Raw genomic sequence first — 17,283 nt, 5'->3', positions numbered from 1 at the left:
TGACATCACCCCGTCGTGGAATGCACTCGTGCGGAGAGTCGGACATGCCGTTCTCCGTGGTGGAGGGGGCGTCGGACACCCCGGCTCTCACCGACGCCCTGGAAGCGCTGGCCCAGGCGCTCCGTGCTCTGCCGTCGCCGGTCGGCGCGGCCGTCGAGCAGCTACAACAGGCTGACATAGAACATGCGTTGAACTCGACGCCGATGCAGTGGCGACGCCACATCCTCGGCGCGCTACGGATCCCGGTGGCGGGAACTCGCGTGAGCCCGGCCCTGTGCCGTGATGTGCTCACGCGGATGAGCCGGGATCCGGCCTCTGCCAACTCGCGCCATGTGGCTAGCCACTTGACCCAGCCTCTCCTGAGCGACCTCCTGATGGCAGCCGATTCGGGTGAGCCGCTCACCCGGCGTTGGAGCCCGGGCCTGCTTCGGCTGGCCGGGTGGGCGCATCTGCAGGTCAGCGAGGAGGACGGGGCGCTGTGGCTCTGGGCCCTTGACCAGCCCTGGATGACGGACGGGTTGCCGGTCAAATCGGTTGCGGAGGTGCGTGAGGCCGCCCGACGCGTGGTGGAGCTCGCCCCGGTGCCACAGTCCCCGCGAGCAGAGGACGACTCCACCGGCTCCGGCGCGGAACCGGCCGTGACGACGCCCCTACATGAGCCCGTGGACCACGACGGGAGCGTAGGGTTCCGGCCCGACGCCGCCGCGCTCAGCGTAGCCGTCGAGCGAGTGGAACGGGCGCTGACGGCGGCCCGCGAGCCGGTTCGGCGGCTTGCCGGCTCGGTGTCCGCGCAGAGCCGGCCGGCCGACGCGGACCTCGTCTCGCTCCACGAGCTCACGGCGGCGTTCGATGACGCGCTGGCTGGATTCAGGACCTTCGGTGCAGAGCCTGCGCCCAACCTCGGGAGCCTGCGCGAACGCGCGGTGTCGGTGGCCGAGACGCTCGCTTCCGAAGCACTGCGCACCCGGCTTGCCGACGTGGACGGGCTGCGCCGTGCGCCGGGGTCCGCTTCCGCCCTGTCCACCGCCGTGTCCGAAGCCCGGGAGGCCGCCCGTGCGCTGCTGGCCCGAGCCGATTGGTCCCAGCAGGACAAGTCGGACGCCGAGGCCCTCGGGATTCTACTGAGGATGGTGGAACTTGCCCACAGCGTCGAGGAACGCTCGGCCGAGATCCTCGGGCTTCTCCAGCAGATATCAGCGAAGGCCCCCGCATTCCTCGTGCTGGCAGCGCAGTGCGGGGATCTGACTCTCGGGCCCGCCCCGGACGCCGATCTCGCCTCCTCCCCCGGTACCGGCTCGGAGCCAGCCCAGGACACGACCGCGGACGGAGCGGCAGGAGCGGTGGTGGAGCCGGCCGCGGGAGGGGGAACGGGAGCGGAGCCCGAGCCCAGCGAAGCAGCCGACGGCGATGCCGCACGGGCTCACGGCGGCCTTGACACCTCCGGCCCGCACCCACAGGGGAGCCCCCCTACGACGGAGCCTGGCCCGCAGAGGGCCGGGGCCCTCGCAGACCGTGGCGTCGCATCCGGACCGCGCCGGAACCCCACCCCGGGGGAGAACCGGCAGACCGCCGAGCTCCCTGCACAGCCCGAAGCGCCGTCCCGCTCTACCGAAGCCGCGGACGGTTCGCTGCTCACTGCCGGGCGGCACCAGCCCCCGCCCCCTGCCCCCGCTTCCGCGCAGCCCCCCGGTTCGAGCGCCCACCTGCCACAGCAGCGCCGGCATCCGGCCGTGAAGACGGACACAGCGCTCGGGTCGGGTGCCCCGGAGGCCGTCCTTGCCCCCTTGGTGGCCGAACACCGCTACGGAGCCGCCGCGGCGCTGGCCGAGCAGAACGCCGAACCCGTATTCCGTTCCGCCGCCCTGCGGATCTCCGGGTACGCCCTCGCGCTGCGTTCCTCCAGCGGAGAGTGCGCATCGCGGGTACGCGCCGAACTGGCCGGGATCGACGTCGACTCCCTCGTCCGAAGCCGCCCCGACGCAGCTCTCGTAACGGCCGCTCTGCTGCGGGTCGTACTCGTGACCGGGGACGCTGAGACCAGTGCCCCGCTTCAGCAGGTGGCCGCCGTACTGCCGCCGAGCCTCGTGTCCGTGGCCGACGAGGTCTCCCGGTGCGCGCTTCAGTCCATGCTGCTGCATTCCCCGCCGCTCGCCCTGGCGCGCGGCACGGCCGAACTGGAACGCTCCCTCCAGGAGGCCCGCGAGGAATGCCAACAGGGCTTGGACCAACTGCCCCGCATCCGGTTCAACCGGGCCACCGAAATCACCCGGCTCTGGCTTGCGCCCTCCGGACTCATCGGCAGCCTGCTCCAGCGGGCCGCCGACGACGACAGGGACGGCCTGGACGAGGTCGCGGACGGCGTGCGGAAGCTGGCCAACGGGTCTGCCCTCCAGGACGAACTCAACGAGGTTGACCGCAGGCTGATGAGATCCAGCAGGAGCCGACTGGAAGGCCCCGCCAGGCAGAATTTGCTTCGGCTGATGAACGACCGACTGCGCTCGGTCGACAAGTGGGTCGTCGCGGCTCGCGCGCTCGACGTCGGAGCGAACGACTGGAGTGTCGACCAGGTCCAGGCGATGCGCGCGGCCGTGCTGGCTCTGCGCGACCAGGTGTTGGACGACTTGGCGGCGCAGTCGCTCGCCGATGACGCCTACACCCAGGCCGCCATGAGAGCGGCAGCGGATTCGCTGAGGCTCACCTTCGATCTGCTGTCGGGCGACACTCGGCTCGATCCCGCCGAGTATCCGGCGGAAGTCGTCCTGGGCATGGACCTCTTCAAGCTCCCCGGCGTGCGGGTGGAAGAGGCGACGGGACGCGTGATTCCACCTGAACTGACCGCCGAGAGAATCATTGAGAGCGCCCGACGGTCGTGGCTGGACGTCATCGACAGCCATCGGGCGGCCGAACGGTTCGACCTCGCGGCTCACCTCCTGGGTCTCTCCGAAATGCGCCTCCTGCCGCCTGGCCCGAACGGTCACGAAGAGTTGGCCGATGAGAGTGTGCACCTCGCGGTGGGGGAGGCGGCAAGCCACACGGCGGCCGCTCTAGAAGACAAGCGGCGAGTACTGGAGGACTCGCTGCGCCGCACGCGCGTCAACGGCGTCTTCAAGGAAGAGGAGGAGCGCGACTTCGAGCAACGCCTTCAGGCAACCGCGGTGACCACAAAATCCGACCTCGCCTCCGCACGGCGGCGGCTCAGCGGATTGTCGGAGGAGCTTGAACGCGCTCATGCGACGGCCACTGCCAAGCTGCGGGCGCGGCTCATGGAGATCCCCGGTCTGAAGGCCGAGGACTCCGCACGGGTGACTCCCCTACTCGACGACGGCGATCTGCTGACCGCTGAGGAGCTGATCTCCCACCTCTCCAACGGCGAGAGCATCCCCGACACGCGCTACGGGGACCACCCGCTGAACGCCTTCTTCCCCTCGGTACCCGATGCCCTGCCCCAGGGCATCACCGAGGAACTCATTCGGGCGGTACGGGACCGGCAGCGCTTCCAGAACCTTGACGCACTCGACTTTTCCGCCATGTCACAGGAGTTCACCGATCAGGCGGCCAACGGCCTTGCAGGCTGGCGAGAGATGGCCTCACGACGGGGCGTAAGGAGGACGGAGGGCCTGAGTGAGGAGAACCTGCTGATGCCGGCGCTCCGTCTCATCGGATACCGAAGCCTGCGCAAACCGCAACGTGACCGCCAGCGCAGCACGACCCCCGAGCACCGTTTTCTGGACCTCCAGGAGGTCCGGTACACAGGAGAAGCCCTGGTGCCGTCCTTCGGGTCCGCCCTGCGCGGCAGGCTGCGGGTCATGCTCGCGTGGGGCCAGCCGACTCCGGAGGCGCTGATGGCCCGTGTGCAACAGGACCCCAGCCAGGAGAGCCTGCTCGTCGCATACTTTGGCACCCTTTCCGCGCACGCCCGGACATCGCTGGCCGCGCTCAGCGTCGGCCGCCGGCCCATGGTGGTGCTGGACGATGCGGCCCTCGCCTATCTCGCCGCCCGGGGCAACCAGTTGCTCGACCCGGCGATGCGGGTGTTGCTGCCGTTCTCGGCCGTGAATCCGTACGTCAGTGAGAAGCGCGGCCGGGTGGCCGAGGAAATGTTCTTCGGACGCCTGGAGGAACTCGGCTCCGTACAGGACCCGGTGGGCAACCAGGTGGTGTTCGGAGGCCGGGGGCTCGGCAAGTCAGCGCTGCTGAAGGAAGCGGGCCGGAAGTTCACCGCGCAGGCGCCCACGGCTCACATCAGCATGGCCCTCAGCCTGGACTCCACCTACAACGGCACCAGTGCCCAGTCCTCGGCCGTGTGGAATCTCATCGGGCGCAGGCTGCTGGAAGAGGACGCCCTTCCGCTGCCCAAGCGTGTACGGGCCGACGCTACCCTCACCTACGACAACGTGCTGACCGGCATCAGGACCTGGCTGAAGGTCGACAGCAGTCGGCGGATGCTCATCATGCTGGACGAGGCGGACGGCTTCTTCGAGTCGGACTCGCCGAGGTTCACCGAGACCCGGCGGCTGCGTGATCTCAGTTCCGAGACCAACGACGGTGTCAAGATCGTCTTTGCCGGGCTCCACTCGGTACAGCGATACGCCACCCTCGCGGCGAACAATCCGTTCAGCCACCTCTCGCAGCACCCGACGGTCATCGGCCCGCTCCAGCCCCAGGACGCCGCGAACCTGCTGCTGAAACCGCTGGCCGCCCTTGGATACCAGTTCCTGGAACCGCAGTTGGTGCACCGCATCCTGGGCCACTGTTCGTATCAGCCGTTCCTGCTCCAGATGTTCGCGCACCGGCTGGTGCAGACCATGCACGCCAAGAGGCGGGAGACGAAGTCGGGGCCGCTGCACTTCATCGCCCGCGACGACGTCGAACGCGTACAGTCCGACAAGGACCTCCAGCGGAGCATCACCGCAGCCTTCCATGACACCCTGCGGCTCGATTCCCGGTACAACATGATCGCCAACGTGGTGGCGCATCACGCTCATCACCACGGCATCGACGCCCGGATGACCCACGCCGAACTGCGCGACGAGTGCACCTATTGGTGGGCGGAGGGTTTCAGGGACCTGGACCCGGACCAGTTCCGCGCCTACCTCACGGAGATGGAGGGCCTCGGCGTCCTCGCCCCCGACCCGGACCACCGGGGCTGGCATCTGCGAAGCGCCAACGCCCTCAGCATGATCGGAACGTTGGAGGACGTGGACGCGCAGTTGGAGAACACATCCAGTCGGCAGGTCACCGAGCGGCTGACAGCCCTGGAGACGCGGCACAAGTCCGCGAAGTCGCACTCGCACTGTCCGCTGACCGCCGCACAGATTGCGGACATCCTGCCAGGCAGGCAGGTCTCCGGTTCGGAACCGGGCCGCCAGAACCTGGCTCGGGTCGTACTCGGCTCTCCCGCCACCGGCGTGAACCGGGTCACCACGGGGCTGCGCGAGATCGCTGAGACCACCGGCTGGAAGATGCCGCATGTGGCCCGAAGGGCCGATTTCGAGCGTGAGCTCGTCGGCGGCGAGCCGGGGATGAGCAGGCTCGTAGTCTCCGACCTGACCGTCAAGTCCCCCGGCGAGCAGTCCTGCCTCATCTCCCCGGAGCTGGCGACCACCCGACTGCCGGACGGCCCGGGGGTCACTCGCTCCGCCGTGGTCGTGGCAGGTCTGGAGCAGCTCACCCTGTGGGCCTCGTTGCTGTCGGACGAGCAGACGTCCGGCGTGGGAGTCGTCCCACTGCGGCGCTTCACCCGACACGGGCTGCGTACCTGGTCCCTCGACCAGAACTCCTTCACGTCGGAGGCGGCGCTGCAACGGGTGGCGGAGACCACGGGCGGCTGGCCGCTGCTCGTCGACCAACTCTCCGAACAGGTATCCCGCGGCGACTCGGAGGGCGCTGCCCTGAAGTCCGTACGCGGTCGGCTGGAGAGTATCGAGGGCGCGGCCGACTTCCTGGCCCAGGTGGGTCTCGTACCGGAGACGTTCCGATGGTCGGCGTTCACCGCTGTGCTGGAGTTCATGACAGAGCAGGGCCTGCCGTTCGAGGACCTGGAAGCAGCCGTCGGCGCTGCCGGCCTGGACCCTGGGCCGGAAGCCGCCGACGCCATCCGGATCCTTCGCGCCCTCCAGGTCTTCGACGTGGACACGACCGGTCTGCACAGCCCTGAACCGGTGCTGCTCTCCTGTTGGTCGAGGGTTACTAACTCCTGATCAGGTCTACACGACGATGAGGTCCCAGGCCGACGACCTGGGACCTCACATGAGAGCGGCTGACGAAAATCGAACTCGCGTTCTAAGCTTGGGAATCGACGCGATTCCAGCTGGTTGCACAGCTGTGGCTAGCAATGACGAGCATGGCGTTGAGTGCTGACCTCTTCCTCTCGACCAAATTGCAGGGCAGGCAACTACGCTTCTGAGCGTTTTGTCAGGCGTTCTGCTAGGCGAGTGGCCGGACAGCCAGCGGTGGTAGGGGCAAGAGGGGCCCTTCTTGGCGCGGGTTAACCGATACGCGGCTGACGCTTGATGCGATTCATGGAGTAGGGAGAGTTCTACCGCGCTGGGAGCACGTGCCTGCCGCAACTTGTGTGTCTGATGTGGCCGTCGACCGCGCTCACCTGGAGCGGTCGACGACCACGTCCGAAGGCCGTCAGGCCGCCGCAGCGGCCTCGCGGCCCCTGCGCGTCCGACGGTGGAAAATCTCGTCGAAGGTGGCGCGGGCGCCTGCGGGGTCGATGTAGTGCATGGCCAGGAGGGCGGCGATGACGGCGCCGACCAGGTCGTTCTGGACCTCGGACCAGGTGTGGTCGTCGCCGCAGGTGGTGAGCCCCTTCAGGCCGTGGAGGGCGTGCATGGCCTCGCCGGCTTCCTCTGCGACCTTGCCGACCTGGAGGGCTTTGAGCTCCTCGTCGGGGAGGTGAGTGCCGGCTGCTCGGCAGACGGCGGAGAGCTTCTCGATGTTGTCCCACAGGGTGTCCACGTCGGACCTCCGGTCGATGGGTTCGGCTATTCCTGTGCGGGTCGTCCGAGCTGGCGTACGGTCCATCCGGCCATGCGCCAGGCGTCGGCGTCGATGAGGTTGCGGAGGTCGACGAGGACCTGGTCCGCGACCAGGGGGGCGAGTGCTTTGGGGTCGGCCTCGCTGAAGTGGTGCCATTCGGTGGCCAGGACGATCAACTCGGCCGCCTCGACGGAGACTTCGAGGGTTTCGCAGTAGTCGAGTTCGGGGTGGCGGCGCAGTGCTGTGGGTACGGCGTGCGGGTCGTGGACGGTGACGGTCGCGCCGCGCTGGTGCATGAGGGCGGCGATCGCCAGGGCCGGGGATTCGCGGACGTCGTCGGTGCCGGCCTTGAAGGAAGCGCCCCAGACGGTGATGCGTACGCCGTCGACGGGTCGGCCGAGTGTCTGCTCGATGAGCCTCAGCGCGGCGGTGGGTCGGGATTCGTTGACCTCCTCCGCCGCGCGCAGCATGGTCGCTGCCTCGTTGGCGCCCAGGGTGCGGGCGGAGGCGGTGAAGGCGCGGACGTCCTTCGGGAGGCAGCCGCCGCCGTAGCCGGGGCCGGCGTTCAGGCCACCGCGGCCGATGCGGGGGTCCAGGCCGATGGCCTCGGTGAGCTGCTGGACGTCGGCTCCGGCGGCGGTACACATGTCGGCGACGCCGTTGATGAAGGAGATCTTCATGCCGAGGTAGGCGTTGGCGGCGCCCTTGATGAGTTCGGCGGTGGCGGGGTCGGTCACGAACAGCGGGATGCCGTTCGCGAGCAGGGGTGCGTAGACCTGGCGTACCGCGTCCTCGGCGCGGGCCGAGGGCACGCCCACGACGATGCGGTCGGGGCGCAGGGTGTCGTCGATGGCGTGGCCTTCGCGCAGGAACTCGGGGTTCCAGACGACCTCCACGTCCTCACCGGCCGGAGAGAGCCGGGCGAGGAGAGCACCGAGGTCGCGGGAGGTGCCGACGGTGACCGTGGACTTCCCGACGATGACGGTCGGGCGGGTCAGGTGCGGGGCGAGGGCACGGGCTGCGCCGAAGACCTGCCCGGTGTCGTAGCTCCGTCCGTCCGCGTCGATCGGCGTGCCCACGGCGAGGAAGTGGATGTCGGCGAACTCGGCCGCCTCTGCGAGGCTGGTGGTGAACCGCAGGCGTCCAGTAGCGGTGTGGGCGCTGAGGAGCTCCGGCAGGCCGTCCTCGTAGATGGGGCACTCGCCGGCGTTGAGACGGTCGATCTTCGCCTGGTCCAGGTCCACGCCGATGACCTCGTGGCCGATCTCGGCCATAGCAGCGGCGTGGGGGATGCCCAGGTGACCACAACCGATGACGGATACGCGCATGGGGTCGACGCTCCTTTCCTTGCCTCTCGCCCGCCCAGAGGAGTCCGGGCCGGCCGGGTGCGTCACGCTAGCGCCAACACCCGGCATGGCCCTCTTCGTGCAGGTGGATCAACCAGCTTGCTGCTTCAGCAGGTTGACGAGGGCGGGTAGCGCCTCGGCGGCGGTTGCCCGGCACACCAGGTCGCCGTCCTGGGGCCCTTCCAGCGGGTACGGCATGAACTGGCCGTCGCGCCAGAAACCCTCCGGGTCCAGGTAGACGACCTGCATGCCGCGAGCGCGGGCGCGGGCCTGGACCTTGCGGCGGTCGGCGTGCAGGCCGACGACGAGGAGGGCCTTGGCGCCGTCCACCCACTCGACGTCGGGTACGGCCTGGTCGTACCGGCGCATGAAGCACTCGTCGAGCCCGGCGCGCGCCGCGAGCACGTCGAAGTTGTTGGTGATGACAGGGCCGACGAGGTGCCCGGCGTCCTTCAGTTCCTTGAGCGCCCAGATGGCCGGGGTCGGCTCGGCCAGGAAGCATGCGCGGAACATCTCCACGAATTCCGCCGCCTTCTCCTCCGGCTCCGTCAGCACCTCGTGGAGGAGCGTGTCCGCGGTCGGGGAGAGAGTGAAGCGATGTTCCCTCGGCTCGTGACCCTGGCGGTCGGTCACTCGATAGATCTCATGGAGCCGGTGCAGGGGCGGGATACCCGCCTCGACCGACGTACCGCATCCGATCTCCACCTGGAACGGCAGCAGGTCCGCGAGGACGGACAGGTCTGGGACGCGGGTCGGCGTACCGGGGCGGTCCTTGCACCTGATCCCGGTGGAGAGGACGTTCCACGGCAGCTGCCGGACCGAAGGCGGCGGTGCGTAGGACACCGAGGCGATCTGCACGTCCAGGCTCCGGTAGCCGACGGGGAGGGTACGGCCCGCAGCGGCGTCCTGGGGGTGGACGTCGTGCTCGGTGATCCGGCACTGCAGATCCCGACGTGTCCATAAGAATCCACCGGGAGCCTCCTTCCAGCCGCCGGTGGCGAGCGAGTCCCACAGGGCGTCGTGGTGCGCGTCGATCACGTCCGCGGGAGCGGTAGCGGAGTGGTAGAGGTACAGGTCGGTCAGGCCGATGGCCGGCGCGGCGGTGGTGGGGACCAGGCCGTACCGGTAGCGGTAGTGGATGATCCGCCGCCGGGCGTCGTCGTCGGCAGTCCAGCCGCTCTGTTCGGCCGTGGCCTTCTCCTGCGTACGGCGCCAGATGCCTTCCTCGATGTAGCGGGGTCGGTCGGCGTCGCCGAAATAGGTCTTCCAGACCTGCTGTTGGTCGGGGGTGAGCTGGTCGATGACGATGTACGGGATGTCCATGATCTCTCCCTGGAGAATCACGCCTGGATGTTCCGGGTGCATGGCAGGCTCCGTTGGCCGGGAAGGTGGGGTGAACGACCCGGACAGGGGAGCGGAGTCAGCGGTCGGAGGGCGGGCTCGCGTCCGTTGAGACGGCGGCGGGCTGGTGACCGAGGCCGTTGAGGAGCGGGACGGCCTGCTCACGCAGTGCCCAGCCCGGTCCCACCAGGCCGGCGACCGCCAGAAGCGTGAGCGCGATGCCTCCGCCTTCGGGGCGTACGGAGCGCGGCGCGGCTTTTCGGGCGTGGCGTCGCCGAGGCCCGGTCACGGGGTGCCGCCGAGGGCCCGTCCGTGTGCGTCGACGAGGCGGCTGGTCTGCTGGTGCAACCACACCGCCTCGGCAGAGGTGAGGATGAGCGCGCCATCGAGGGTCGAGCCGTCATCCAAGTGGAACTCGATGGGAACCGATCCTTGCCTGGCCCGCGGGTCGTAGACCGCGTCCCGTCCGGCCGAGAGCGTGGCGTGGGTTGCCCTCACCGGCACGGGACTGAGCGTCGTTCCGTCGGCGGGCGCGGACCAGGGGGCCCCGCCCCCAGGCGGACGCAGGTGGTACGTCGTAGCGGAGCCCTCACCGGGGAGGGCGACCACGACCCCGACACGGCCATCGCGAGCGCTGTCCGTGGCGAGGTCGCCGAGTCGTGGAACGAACGGTGCTGCCGTACCTAACTCGGCACCCTGCGAAGGGAGATGAGAAGAGCGTCGTCGCGTCATGCCCCGAAGTTAGGGACAGGACGAGCCTCGAATATGAGCCGGAGGAATACGACCCCTATCCGTCCAGGTGAAAGCGGTCGGACATGTGCCGCAGCTTTTCCCTTGTGGTCGCTCGTTCGGCGTAGACGATACTGCGGAGCGTTGAACGGGCGATGGGGTGGTTACGTACGAGCTGCGGCGCGATGCGCTCAGCCGTCTCCAGCTCGGTGAGGGCCTTTGCCCGGTTCCCGTCCCACAGCCAGGCCCGTGCGACGTCCATGTGGTGGTGGCCCTGACGTGAGTTGGGCAGTGCCCCGACCAAGCTCGGGCTGGTGCGGCGGTTTATCTCCAGAGCTTTGCCCTGCTTGCCCATTTCCAGGGCCACGCTGATCGCGTGGATCTGCACGTTTCCGGCGGAGAACGTCAGCGAATGCCGGTCGTACACCGGTGCCCCGACGTAAGCGTCCATGCGTTCCGCCGCGTCCTTCGCGTGTCCGATCCGGTCCTCCGCTTCCGATGGACGGTTGGCCCGAGCGGCGGAAATGGCCGCCCGAAGCTGAAGCGTGCCCCAAGCCCGCACGGCCAGCGGATCACCATGCTCGTACGGCTGTTGCACCGAGGCGATCGCCTTGTCCGAGAGGGTCAGAGCATCGGTCCAGTCAGCCGTCGCCCACATGTCCCAGACGCGCATCCAGTCGGCGACGGCCGGCAGCACCGAATCTCCCGACAACCTGGCAGACCACGCGGCCCGTTCGCACGCCATGGCCACAAGCTCCGGGTGTCCGAGGGCGTGCGCGGCGGTGTGCGCGAACTTGCAGCACACGGCGTAAATGGCATACGCCTCTTCCCGCTCGTGCCCGTCCGAGTCCTCCGCCAGGGCGCGCGCTTCCCGGAACAGGTCCGGGAGAACTCGGAGGATCGCGACGTTGGAGGCGGTGTCCCGCAGGCGGTGCAGCCGGGTCACCTCACGCCATAGCTGTGAGGCCGGTCGGGGAACCCCGTCGAAGACGGGAACGAGGTCGTAGCGACGCAGCTCGCGCAGGATCGACGAGGCGGCGACCTGCCACTGGCTGTCGTCGGGGGAGCTGCTGTACGGGCGTCCGATCAGGTCGTTCGGATGGACGTGCAGCTCTGCGGCCACCTGGTTGAGCAGCCCGACCCGGTCCAGCTCGATCAGGCCACGCTCCATCTTCGACACCCAGCCCTGCGACTTCCCGAGAGCCGTCGCCAGGTCGGCCTGCGGCATGCCCAGCCGCAGCCTCGCCCTGCGAGCGCGCTTGCCGATCTCCTCGGCTTCCTCCAGCATCAGGACACCTCCCAGCCGCCGGACGATCCGGCGCGACCGCCGGTCTGTCCGTACAGAGTTCGTCTCCTGCACGGTACCCATGACGCGGCTTCAGCGTGAGACGAGCTGCAAGGGCAGTCGGGGCCACGGCTCGTGTACCGCTGTCCCGTCCTGAACGGCGAGTCCGAGACCGGCGGCACTTCTGCCCGCCATTCAGTGCCCGGACTGCCACCAGGCATTGATCCTGAAGCCGCCGGTGCCGAGCGACAGCGGATCATGGGGATGAGGGACATTCCACGTCGCGCACCGCCGGAGGCAGCCAGTGATCACCGTGACCGTCCTCCACCCTGGGACCATGGGCGCGGCGATCACCGCCGAGCTCGTCGCCGGCGGCCATGAGGCACTGTCGGTGACCAAGGGCCGCAGTGAGAACACCTGGCTCCGCGGGAGGGAAGCCGGTGCCACGGCGTACGACTCGCTCGCGGAAGCGCTGTCCCGAAGCGCGGTCGTTCTCTCGGTGTGCCCACCACAGGCGGCGGAGGACGTTGCGGCGGCGGTGGCCGCGCACGGCTTCGCGGGGGTGTACGCCGATGTAAACGCCATCAGCCCTCAACGCGTACGGCGCATCGCCGACGAGATCCGCCCCGGCTCCGCAGTTGTCGACGGTGCCGTTTTCGGTCAGCCGCCAGGCGAGGGGCGTGCCACACGGCTCTATCTCGCAGGGGCCGACTCTCCCGTCGAGCTGGTGGCATCGCTGTTCACGGACTCTGCGCTGCACGTGTGCCGGGTCGGGGACACACCCGGTTCCGCTTCCGCGCTGAAGATGGCCTTTGCCAGCTACCAGAAGGCCGCTCGCACCCTCGCCGGCATCGCTCACGCGCTCGCCGATGCCCATGGAGTCGGTGATCAGCTCACGGCCGAAGCCGAGATCATGATCTCCGCGATCCTCTCCGATCCGGAGTACCTGCCGAATGTTGCAGCCCGAGCCTGGCGCTGGGCACCTGAGATGGAAGAGGTCGCCGACACCCTCCGCGCGGCCGACCTGCCCACGGACATGGCCGAGGCCACGGCTCGGGTACTCGCTTTCTGGGAGCAGGACAAGGACCAGTACGACTTGCCGGTCGTGCACACCCTCTCCCAGCTCCGGTCAGAAAAGAGCCGTTGATTCGTTCACGCTGAGGGGGAGCCGCTGGACGATCACCTCCGCCGAGGGCGAGACGCGGGAATGGTGGGTGGGGCCGTCGCCGCAGGTTCGGGCGAGGGCACGTGGCGTAGTCCGGTGCTGCGAGCTTGTGCCGCCAGAGCTCGTCGACTGGGAGCCGGCCTCTGCGAGAGCCGATGTACGCGCCACGTGAGGGTGCGTGCCGGGGAGCGTGCGTCGTCGAGGGCTCGTTCGTCTGCTGCCTGCTGCAGCAGGGCCCGCTGCCTCTGCCTCGGCCAATGCGGTGGTGAGCGCCTGCGAGGCAGAGTCGGCGAGGATCTGGTCGGCGTGCGCCGGGGCGGCCTGGCGGATGAGCCGGACGTATTGGTCCGCAAGATTTTGGGGCGGTCGGCGTTGGCCGAGGAGCAGTAGGGGCGTGGCTGCCGTGTGGTCGTTGGCGGCCTGGAGGTGGAGCAGGCTCTTGTGGGCTGCGGCGACCTGTTGCTCGTGCTCTCGCCGGTCGTGCCAGCGTGCGGCGGCGATGACGACGAGGAGCGCGGCGTCGAGGAACATTGCCAAAGTGGCTCCGTCCTTCGGTGCCGGCTCGCGAAGCATCGCCTTGACCGCGCAGCGTAGGGCACGAGCGTGGTGGTGCTCGGCGCGGACGCGCGAACGGGTCGCGCGCTCGAAAGCTGAGGCCGCTGAGCGGAGTTCGGTACGCATGTTCGGCGGTGCGGTGAGAGCTACGGCGTCGAGCGCTTCGCCGAAGGCGGCGAGGTGGGCCTGGGCGGCTTCGGCGTTCGGCTGGTCGAGGTGGTGGGGGATGCGCTCGGTGGCAGCGGTGGCTTGATGCCATGGGTGCGGCCTGAGGCGCCCCTCGGCGGCGGACGCTGGAACCTCTGCTGCGGCGAGACGGCTCTGGATCTTCGGGAGGGAGAGATCCGGAGCCAGCGTGGAGCCGGAGAACCAGACCGGTTCGGCTTTGGCGTTCCGGTCGTTCTCCAGGGCGATCTTGTAGCCGCGTGGTTCTCCCGAGGGGAAGTGCAGGACCTCGACGAGAACCCCCTTGGTGTGGGTGAGCAGACCGAGGAACTCCTCGGTATCGGTGGCGGCAGCCGCCGCTATGCGGACCACGGTGCGCAGGCGTTCGCGGGCAGCCTTGGCCTGGCCGTTTCGCAGGGCCTTCTCCTGTTCGGCGCGATGGGGCTGTTTGGCGGCGGTGCGGTCACCGCGGATGACCCGCTGCAGCCCGTATTCCTTCTCGACGGCTGCGAGTTCGCGGTCAGCGGTGAGGTAGTCGTTCCAGTGACGGGCTGAGCGGAGGTCACCTCGGACCTTTGTGGCGGCGATGTGGATGTGATCGGGGGCGTGGCGTACGGCGATCCAGCGGCAGCCGTCCGGGTCGTCCGCCGGTGCGATGCCGGTGGCCGCGACGACGCGACGGGAGATGTCCGCCCACTCGCCGTCGTCGAGGAGGCGGTCGCCGGGTGCCGCGCGGAGGGAGCAGTGCCACACATGCTCTGGGGCGCGGCCCAGCCGGTTGGCTTGTTTGACGCGTAGGTCGAGGTCGTCGACGAGCTGCTTCCTGGCCGCCCGTGATGTCGTCGGCGCGGCCGGGGTCGGGGGCGTAGCCGGCCCAGGAAGCGACGAGGTGGGGATCGGTGTGTTCGTTGGCGCGGCCTGGTCCGTAGAGGTAGCGGATGAGGCCGGCCATGCTCTTGCCGCTGCTGATCTTGGCGATCATCGGTGGCTCCTTGTCGGCGATGTCGGATGGCGAAGAGGGCCCGGAAGGGGTGCTCCTCAGCGGCGAAGAGAACGCCACCGTGCGGATCAAGCTGGAGCGGGAGAAGCGCGGCTGGAGCACCACGACGCTGTCCGACCGCATGAACGAGGCCGGCTTCGACATGAACCCGTCCGCGGTGTGGCGTATCGAGAACCGCAAGCGCCGCATCAACCTCGACGAGGCCATCGGCTTCGCCGAGATCTTCGGCGTCCCGCTCAGCAACTTCGTCGGGCCACCCAGCCTGGCGACCATGGGCCGCGCCATGGAGTTGATCGACAACGTCGTCGCCACCTACCGGGCCTCCAACCGCGCCAACCACGAGGCACGGAGAGCCCGCGACCAGCTCGACGCCTACCTCGCCGACCACCCCGACATCCGTGAGGAAGCCGACGTGATGGTCTCCAATGCCATCGCGACTGAGCTGATCAAGATCAACGAGGAGTACGGTCCCGCTTCCGACGCGTAGCGGACCGATCCAGCGGCCGCAGCGGGAACGCAAACCCCCGCTGTGGACGCAACACCCGTCCCATCCCTGAACGACACCAGGCCAGCCCGGGGTTGCCGCCCTGCCCGCCGGCCAGAACCGGAGCACCAACCTTGCGCCCTTCGGCGATACCGCACGTCCCTGCTCAGCGCACCCTCCAGTCGGAGGAGGTGACCACCACCGACCCCCTCCTCACCGTGGAGCAGGCTGCCGAACGCCTCGGCACCGGCGTGCGCTTCATCCGGCGACTCGTCCAGGAGCGCCGTATCCGCTACGTCAAGCTCGGCAAGCCCGTGCGGATACCCGAGAGCGCCATCGCCGCATACATCGAGGAGCGCACCGTACCGACTCTTCGCGATGAGCGTTCCCGCTACGGGAAGGCCGCCTGATGGCCACCCGCAAGCCGCAGAGGCGGCGTGAATTCGGCACGGTCCGCCAACTGCCTTCGGGGCGCTGGCAGGCACGCTACTGGGCCCCGGACGGCAGCCGCCGTACCGCCCCGGAGACCTTCTCGACGCGCACCGACGCCCAGACCTGGCTCACGCTCACCCAGGCCGACATCGAGCGCAAGCACTGGATCGACCCGGAGGCCGGCGCGGTCAACTTCGCTGCCTACGCGGTCCAGTGGGTCGAGGAGCGCGGCCTCTCGGCCACCACGGAGGAGCTGTATCGCAGGCTCCTGCGGCTGCACCTGCTGCCCACGTTCGCCTCGGTGAACCTGGATGACATCACGCCGCCCGGTGTGCGTACCTGGCGGGCCGAGCGGCTGGAGGCAACCGGCACGACGACCGTCGCCAAGTCGTACCGCCTCCTCAAGGCCATCATGGAGACGGCCGCCGACGACGAGCTGATCCGCCGCAACCCCTGCCGGATCAGGGGCGCCGGCAGCGAGAGGGCCAAGGAACGCCCCACCGCCACCGTCGAACAGGTCGACGCGCTCGCGGGCGCCATGGGCCCCAGGTGGCGGCTGATGGTCTACTTCGGCGCCTACGGGCCGATGCGCCCGGAGGAGCAGGCGGCGCTGCGGCGGCCCGACGTCACGCTCGAACCGCTCGCGGCCAGGATCAGCGACGCCGCGCCGGAGCTGACTACGGGCCGCCGGGTCGAGGGCGATACGAAGTCGACCGCCGGACGCCGAACCGTCTTCCTCCCGGCCTTCTTGTACATCGAGGTGAAACGCCACCTGGACTGGTACGCGGAGAAGGAGCCCAACGGCCTCCTGTTCGTCGGCGAGCGGGGCGCGCCGTTCCGGCGGTCCACCTTCGGCCGCAAGTGGCGCAGGGCGCGCGCCAAGGTGGGCCTGCCGGAGGACTTCCGCTTCTACGACCTCCGCCACACCGGCCACACCTTGTCCACCCAGTCGGGGGCCACGCTCAAGGACACGATGGTCCGCGCCGGCCAGTCCTCGGAGAAGGCGGCGCTGATCTACCAGCACTCCGACGGGGAGCGTCAGCGGGAGGTGGCGTCGGGCATCGACACCCTGGTGCAGAGGGGGCGTCGGGAAATGGCAGAAGCGCGCCGCTCGGCTCCACGAGAGAACTAAATCGGCTCCGCGGCGATCATCTTCTCAATCAGTTCCATCCCCTTGACTGTCAGGGCCACTACCCCGTCTGGCTTTTCTGCTGGCAACTCACCCAAGTCCGGTACCTCTTTGAGCACTTCGACGATCCCGTCATCAATGAGGTTCATGAGGAGCCACGCCATGCCACGATGGATTGCTATATCTCCAAGCGCGAACGTACTTCTGGCGCTCAGGCTAGATCGCATTGTGCTGATCACGGAGGGGAAGCCAACAGATGCCATCCTCCTGGCGTTATCTCCGAGAATTCGGGCATAGACCTTCAGTACCTGGCGTTCGACGTCTGTATATCGCCCATTCAGCACTTCAAGGTTCAGTTTGTACTGAAGCATTGCTTTGCGGTCTATATCGCCTCGATCAAACCGTGTATGACACGTTGGGCAAAGGGCGATCAGATTATCGAATGTGTGCTCCTTGGTCTTCGACCACGGCGTGATGTGCGCCAACTCCACCGGTGTCTGCCTGCACGTGGGGATTGCGCATCGATGACCTGCTTCAACAAGTACGGTCCGCTTCAGTGCCGTTGGGATGTCTGGTCGGTCCTGAGCCATGGTAAAACCCTCCGAAATCATGAGAAAAGATGCCTCGGTGATTCCTGGTCAGCGAACAGCGCCAGGAATGCATGA

General features: G+C 68.5%; 11 protein-coding genes and 1 pseudogene. 5 read left to right on the top strand and 7 right to left on the bottom strand.

The genetic code is table 11. From position 1 onward, the window contains the following. Positions 1-44: 44 nt before the first annotated feature. Complete coding sequence (locus tag AMK21_RS05780; protein ID WP_073875612.1) at positions 45-6,200, top strand: hypothetical protein; 6,156 nt, start codon at positions 45-47, stop codon at positions 6,198-6,200. Between the two features lie 436 nt (positions 6,201-6,636). On the opposite strand, the gene AMK21_RS05775 is transcribed toward AMK21_RS05780, so the two are convergent. The 5 genes from AMK21_RS05775 to AMK21_RS05750 all read right to left on the bottom strand — a co-directional run bounded on the left by AMK21_RS05775 (position 6,637) and on the right by AMK21_RS05750 (position 11,691). Next, positions 6,637-6,966, bottom strand: a complete 330-nt coding sequence (locus AMK21_RS05775; protein ID WP_073874821.1) for a MazG-like family protein — start codon at positions 6,964-6,966, stop codon at positions 6,637-6,639. Positions 6,967-6,992: 26 nt separating this feature from the next. After that, entirely contained in the window at positions 6,993-8,315 is a 1,323-nt protein-coding gene (locus AMK21_RS05770; protein ID WP_073874819.1) for a UDP-glucose dehydrogenase family protein, read from the bottom strand. A 108-nt stretch (positions 8,316-8,423) separates the two neighbouring features. Further along, positions 8,424-9,656 carry a hypothetical protein gene (locus AMK21_RS05765; RefSeq protein ID WP_073875610.1) on the bottom strand — a complete coding sequence of 411 codons (1,233 nt, stop codon included), beginning with the start codon at positions 9,654-9,656 and terminating at the stop codon, positions 8,424-8,426. Between the two features lie 303 nt (positions 9,657-9,959). After that, the gene (locus AMK21_RS05755) at positions 9,960-10,178 is read right to left on the bottom strand and encodes a hypothetical protein (protein WP_073874815.1); all 219 of its coding nucleotides are present in this window, start codon (positions 10,176-10,178) and stop codon (positions 9,960-9,962) included. Between the two features lie 283 nt (positions 10,179-10,461). Next, on the bottom strand, positions 10,462-11,691 hold the full coding sequence (locus AMK21_RS05750) for a helix-turn-helix domain-containing protein (RefSeq protein WP_073875608.1): 1,230 nt from the start codon (positions 11,689-11,691) through the stop codon (positions 10,462-10,464). A gap of 301 nt (positions 11,692-11,992) precedes the next feature. Between AMK21_RS05750 and AMK21_RS05745 the strand changes: the two genes are divergently transcribed. Continuing rightward, positions 11,993-12,835, top strand: coding sequence for an NAD(P)-dependent oxidoreductase (locus AMK21_RS05745; protein WP_107429873.1), 843 nt, complete (start codon positions 11,993-11,995; stop codon positions 12,833-12,835). A 32-nt stretch (positions 12,836-12,867) separates the two neighbouring features. Here the strand turns inward: AMK21_RS05745 and AMK21_RS05740 are convergent. Continuing rightward, positions 12,868-14,555 (bottom strand): annotated as a pseudogene (locus AMK21_RS05740) (relaxase/mobilization nuclease domain-containing protein). Between the two features lie 19 nt (positions 14,556-14,574). Here AMK21_RS05740 and AMK21_RS05735 point away from each other — a divergent pair. The 3 genes from AMK21_RS05735 (at position 14,575) to AMK21_RS05725 (ending at position 16,621) form a co-directional block, all read left to right on the top strand. After that, the gene (locus AMK21_RS05735) at positions 14,575-15,060 is read left to right on the top strand and encodes a helix-turn-helix domain-containing protein (RefSeq protein ID WP_073874813.1); all 486 of its coding nucleotides are present in this window, start codon (positions 14,575-14,577) and stop codon (positions 15,058-15,060) included. Positions 15,061-15,248: 188 nt separating this feature from the next. Further along, on the top strand, positions 15,249-15,467 hold the full coding sequence (locus tag AMK21_RS05730) for a helix-turn-helix domain-containing protein (protein WP_010071525.1): 219 nt from the start codon (positions 15,249-15,251) through the stop codon (positions 15,465-15,467). Next, on the top strand, positions 15,467-16,621 hold the full coding sequence (locus AMK21_RS05725) for a tyrosine-type recombinase/integrase (RefSeq protein ID WP_073874811.1): 1,155 nt from the start codon (positions 15,467-15,469) through the stop codon (positions 16,619-16,621). The genes AMK21_RS05730 and AMK21_RS05725 overlap by 1 nt, the downstream gene beginning before the upstream one ends. On the opposite strand, the gene AMK21_RS05720 is transcribed toward AMK21_RS05725, so the two are convergent. After that, the gene (locus AMK21_RS05720; protein ID WP_267893896.1) at positions 16,618-17,208 is read right to left on the bottom strand and encodes an HNH endonuclease; all 591 of its coding nucleotides are present in this window, start codon (positions 17,206-17,208) and stop codon (positions 16,618-16,620) included. The two genes, AMK21_RS05725 and AMK21_RS05720, sit on opposite strands and share 4 nt — an antisense overlap. Positions 17,209-17,283: the final 75 nt, after the last annotated feature.

Origin of the sequence: Streptomyces sp. CB00316, assembly GCF_001905595.1 — a bacterium.
Lineage (GTDB): Bacteria > Actinomycetota > Actinomycetes > Streptomycetales > Streptomycetaceae > Streptomyces.
The sequence above is the reverse complement of the archived record's forward strand: the minus strand, read 5'-3'. Positions and strand labels throughout refer to the sequence as shown.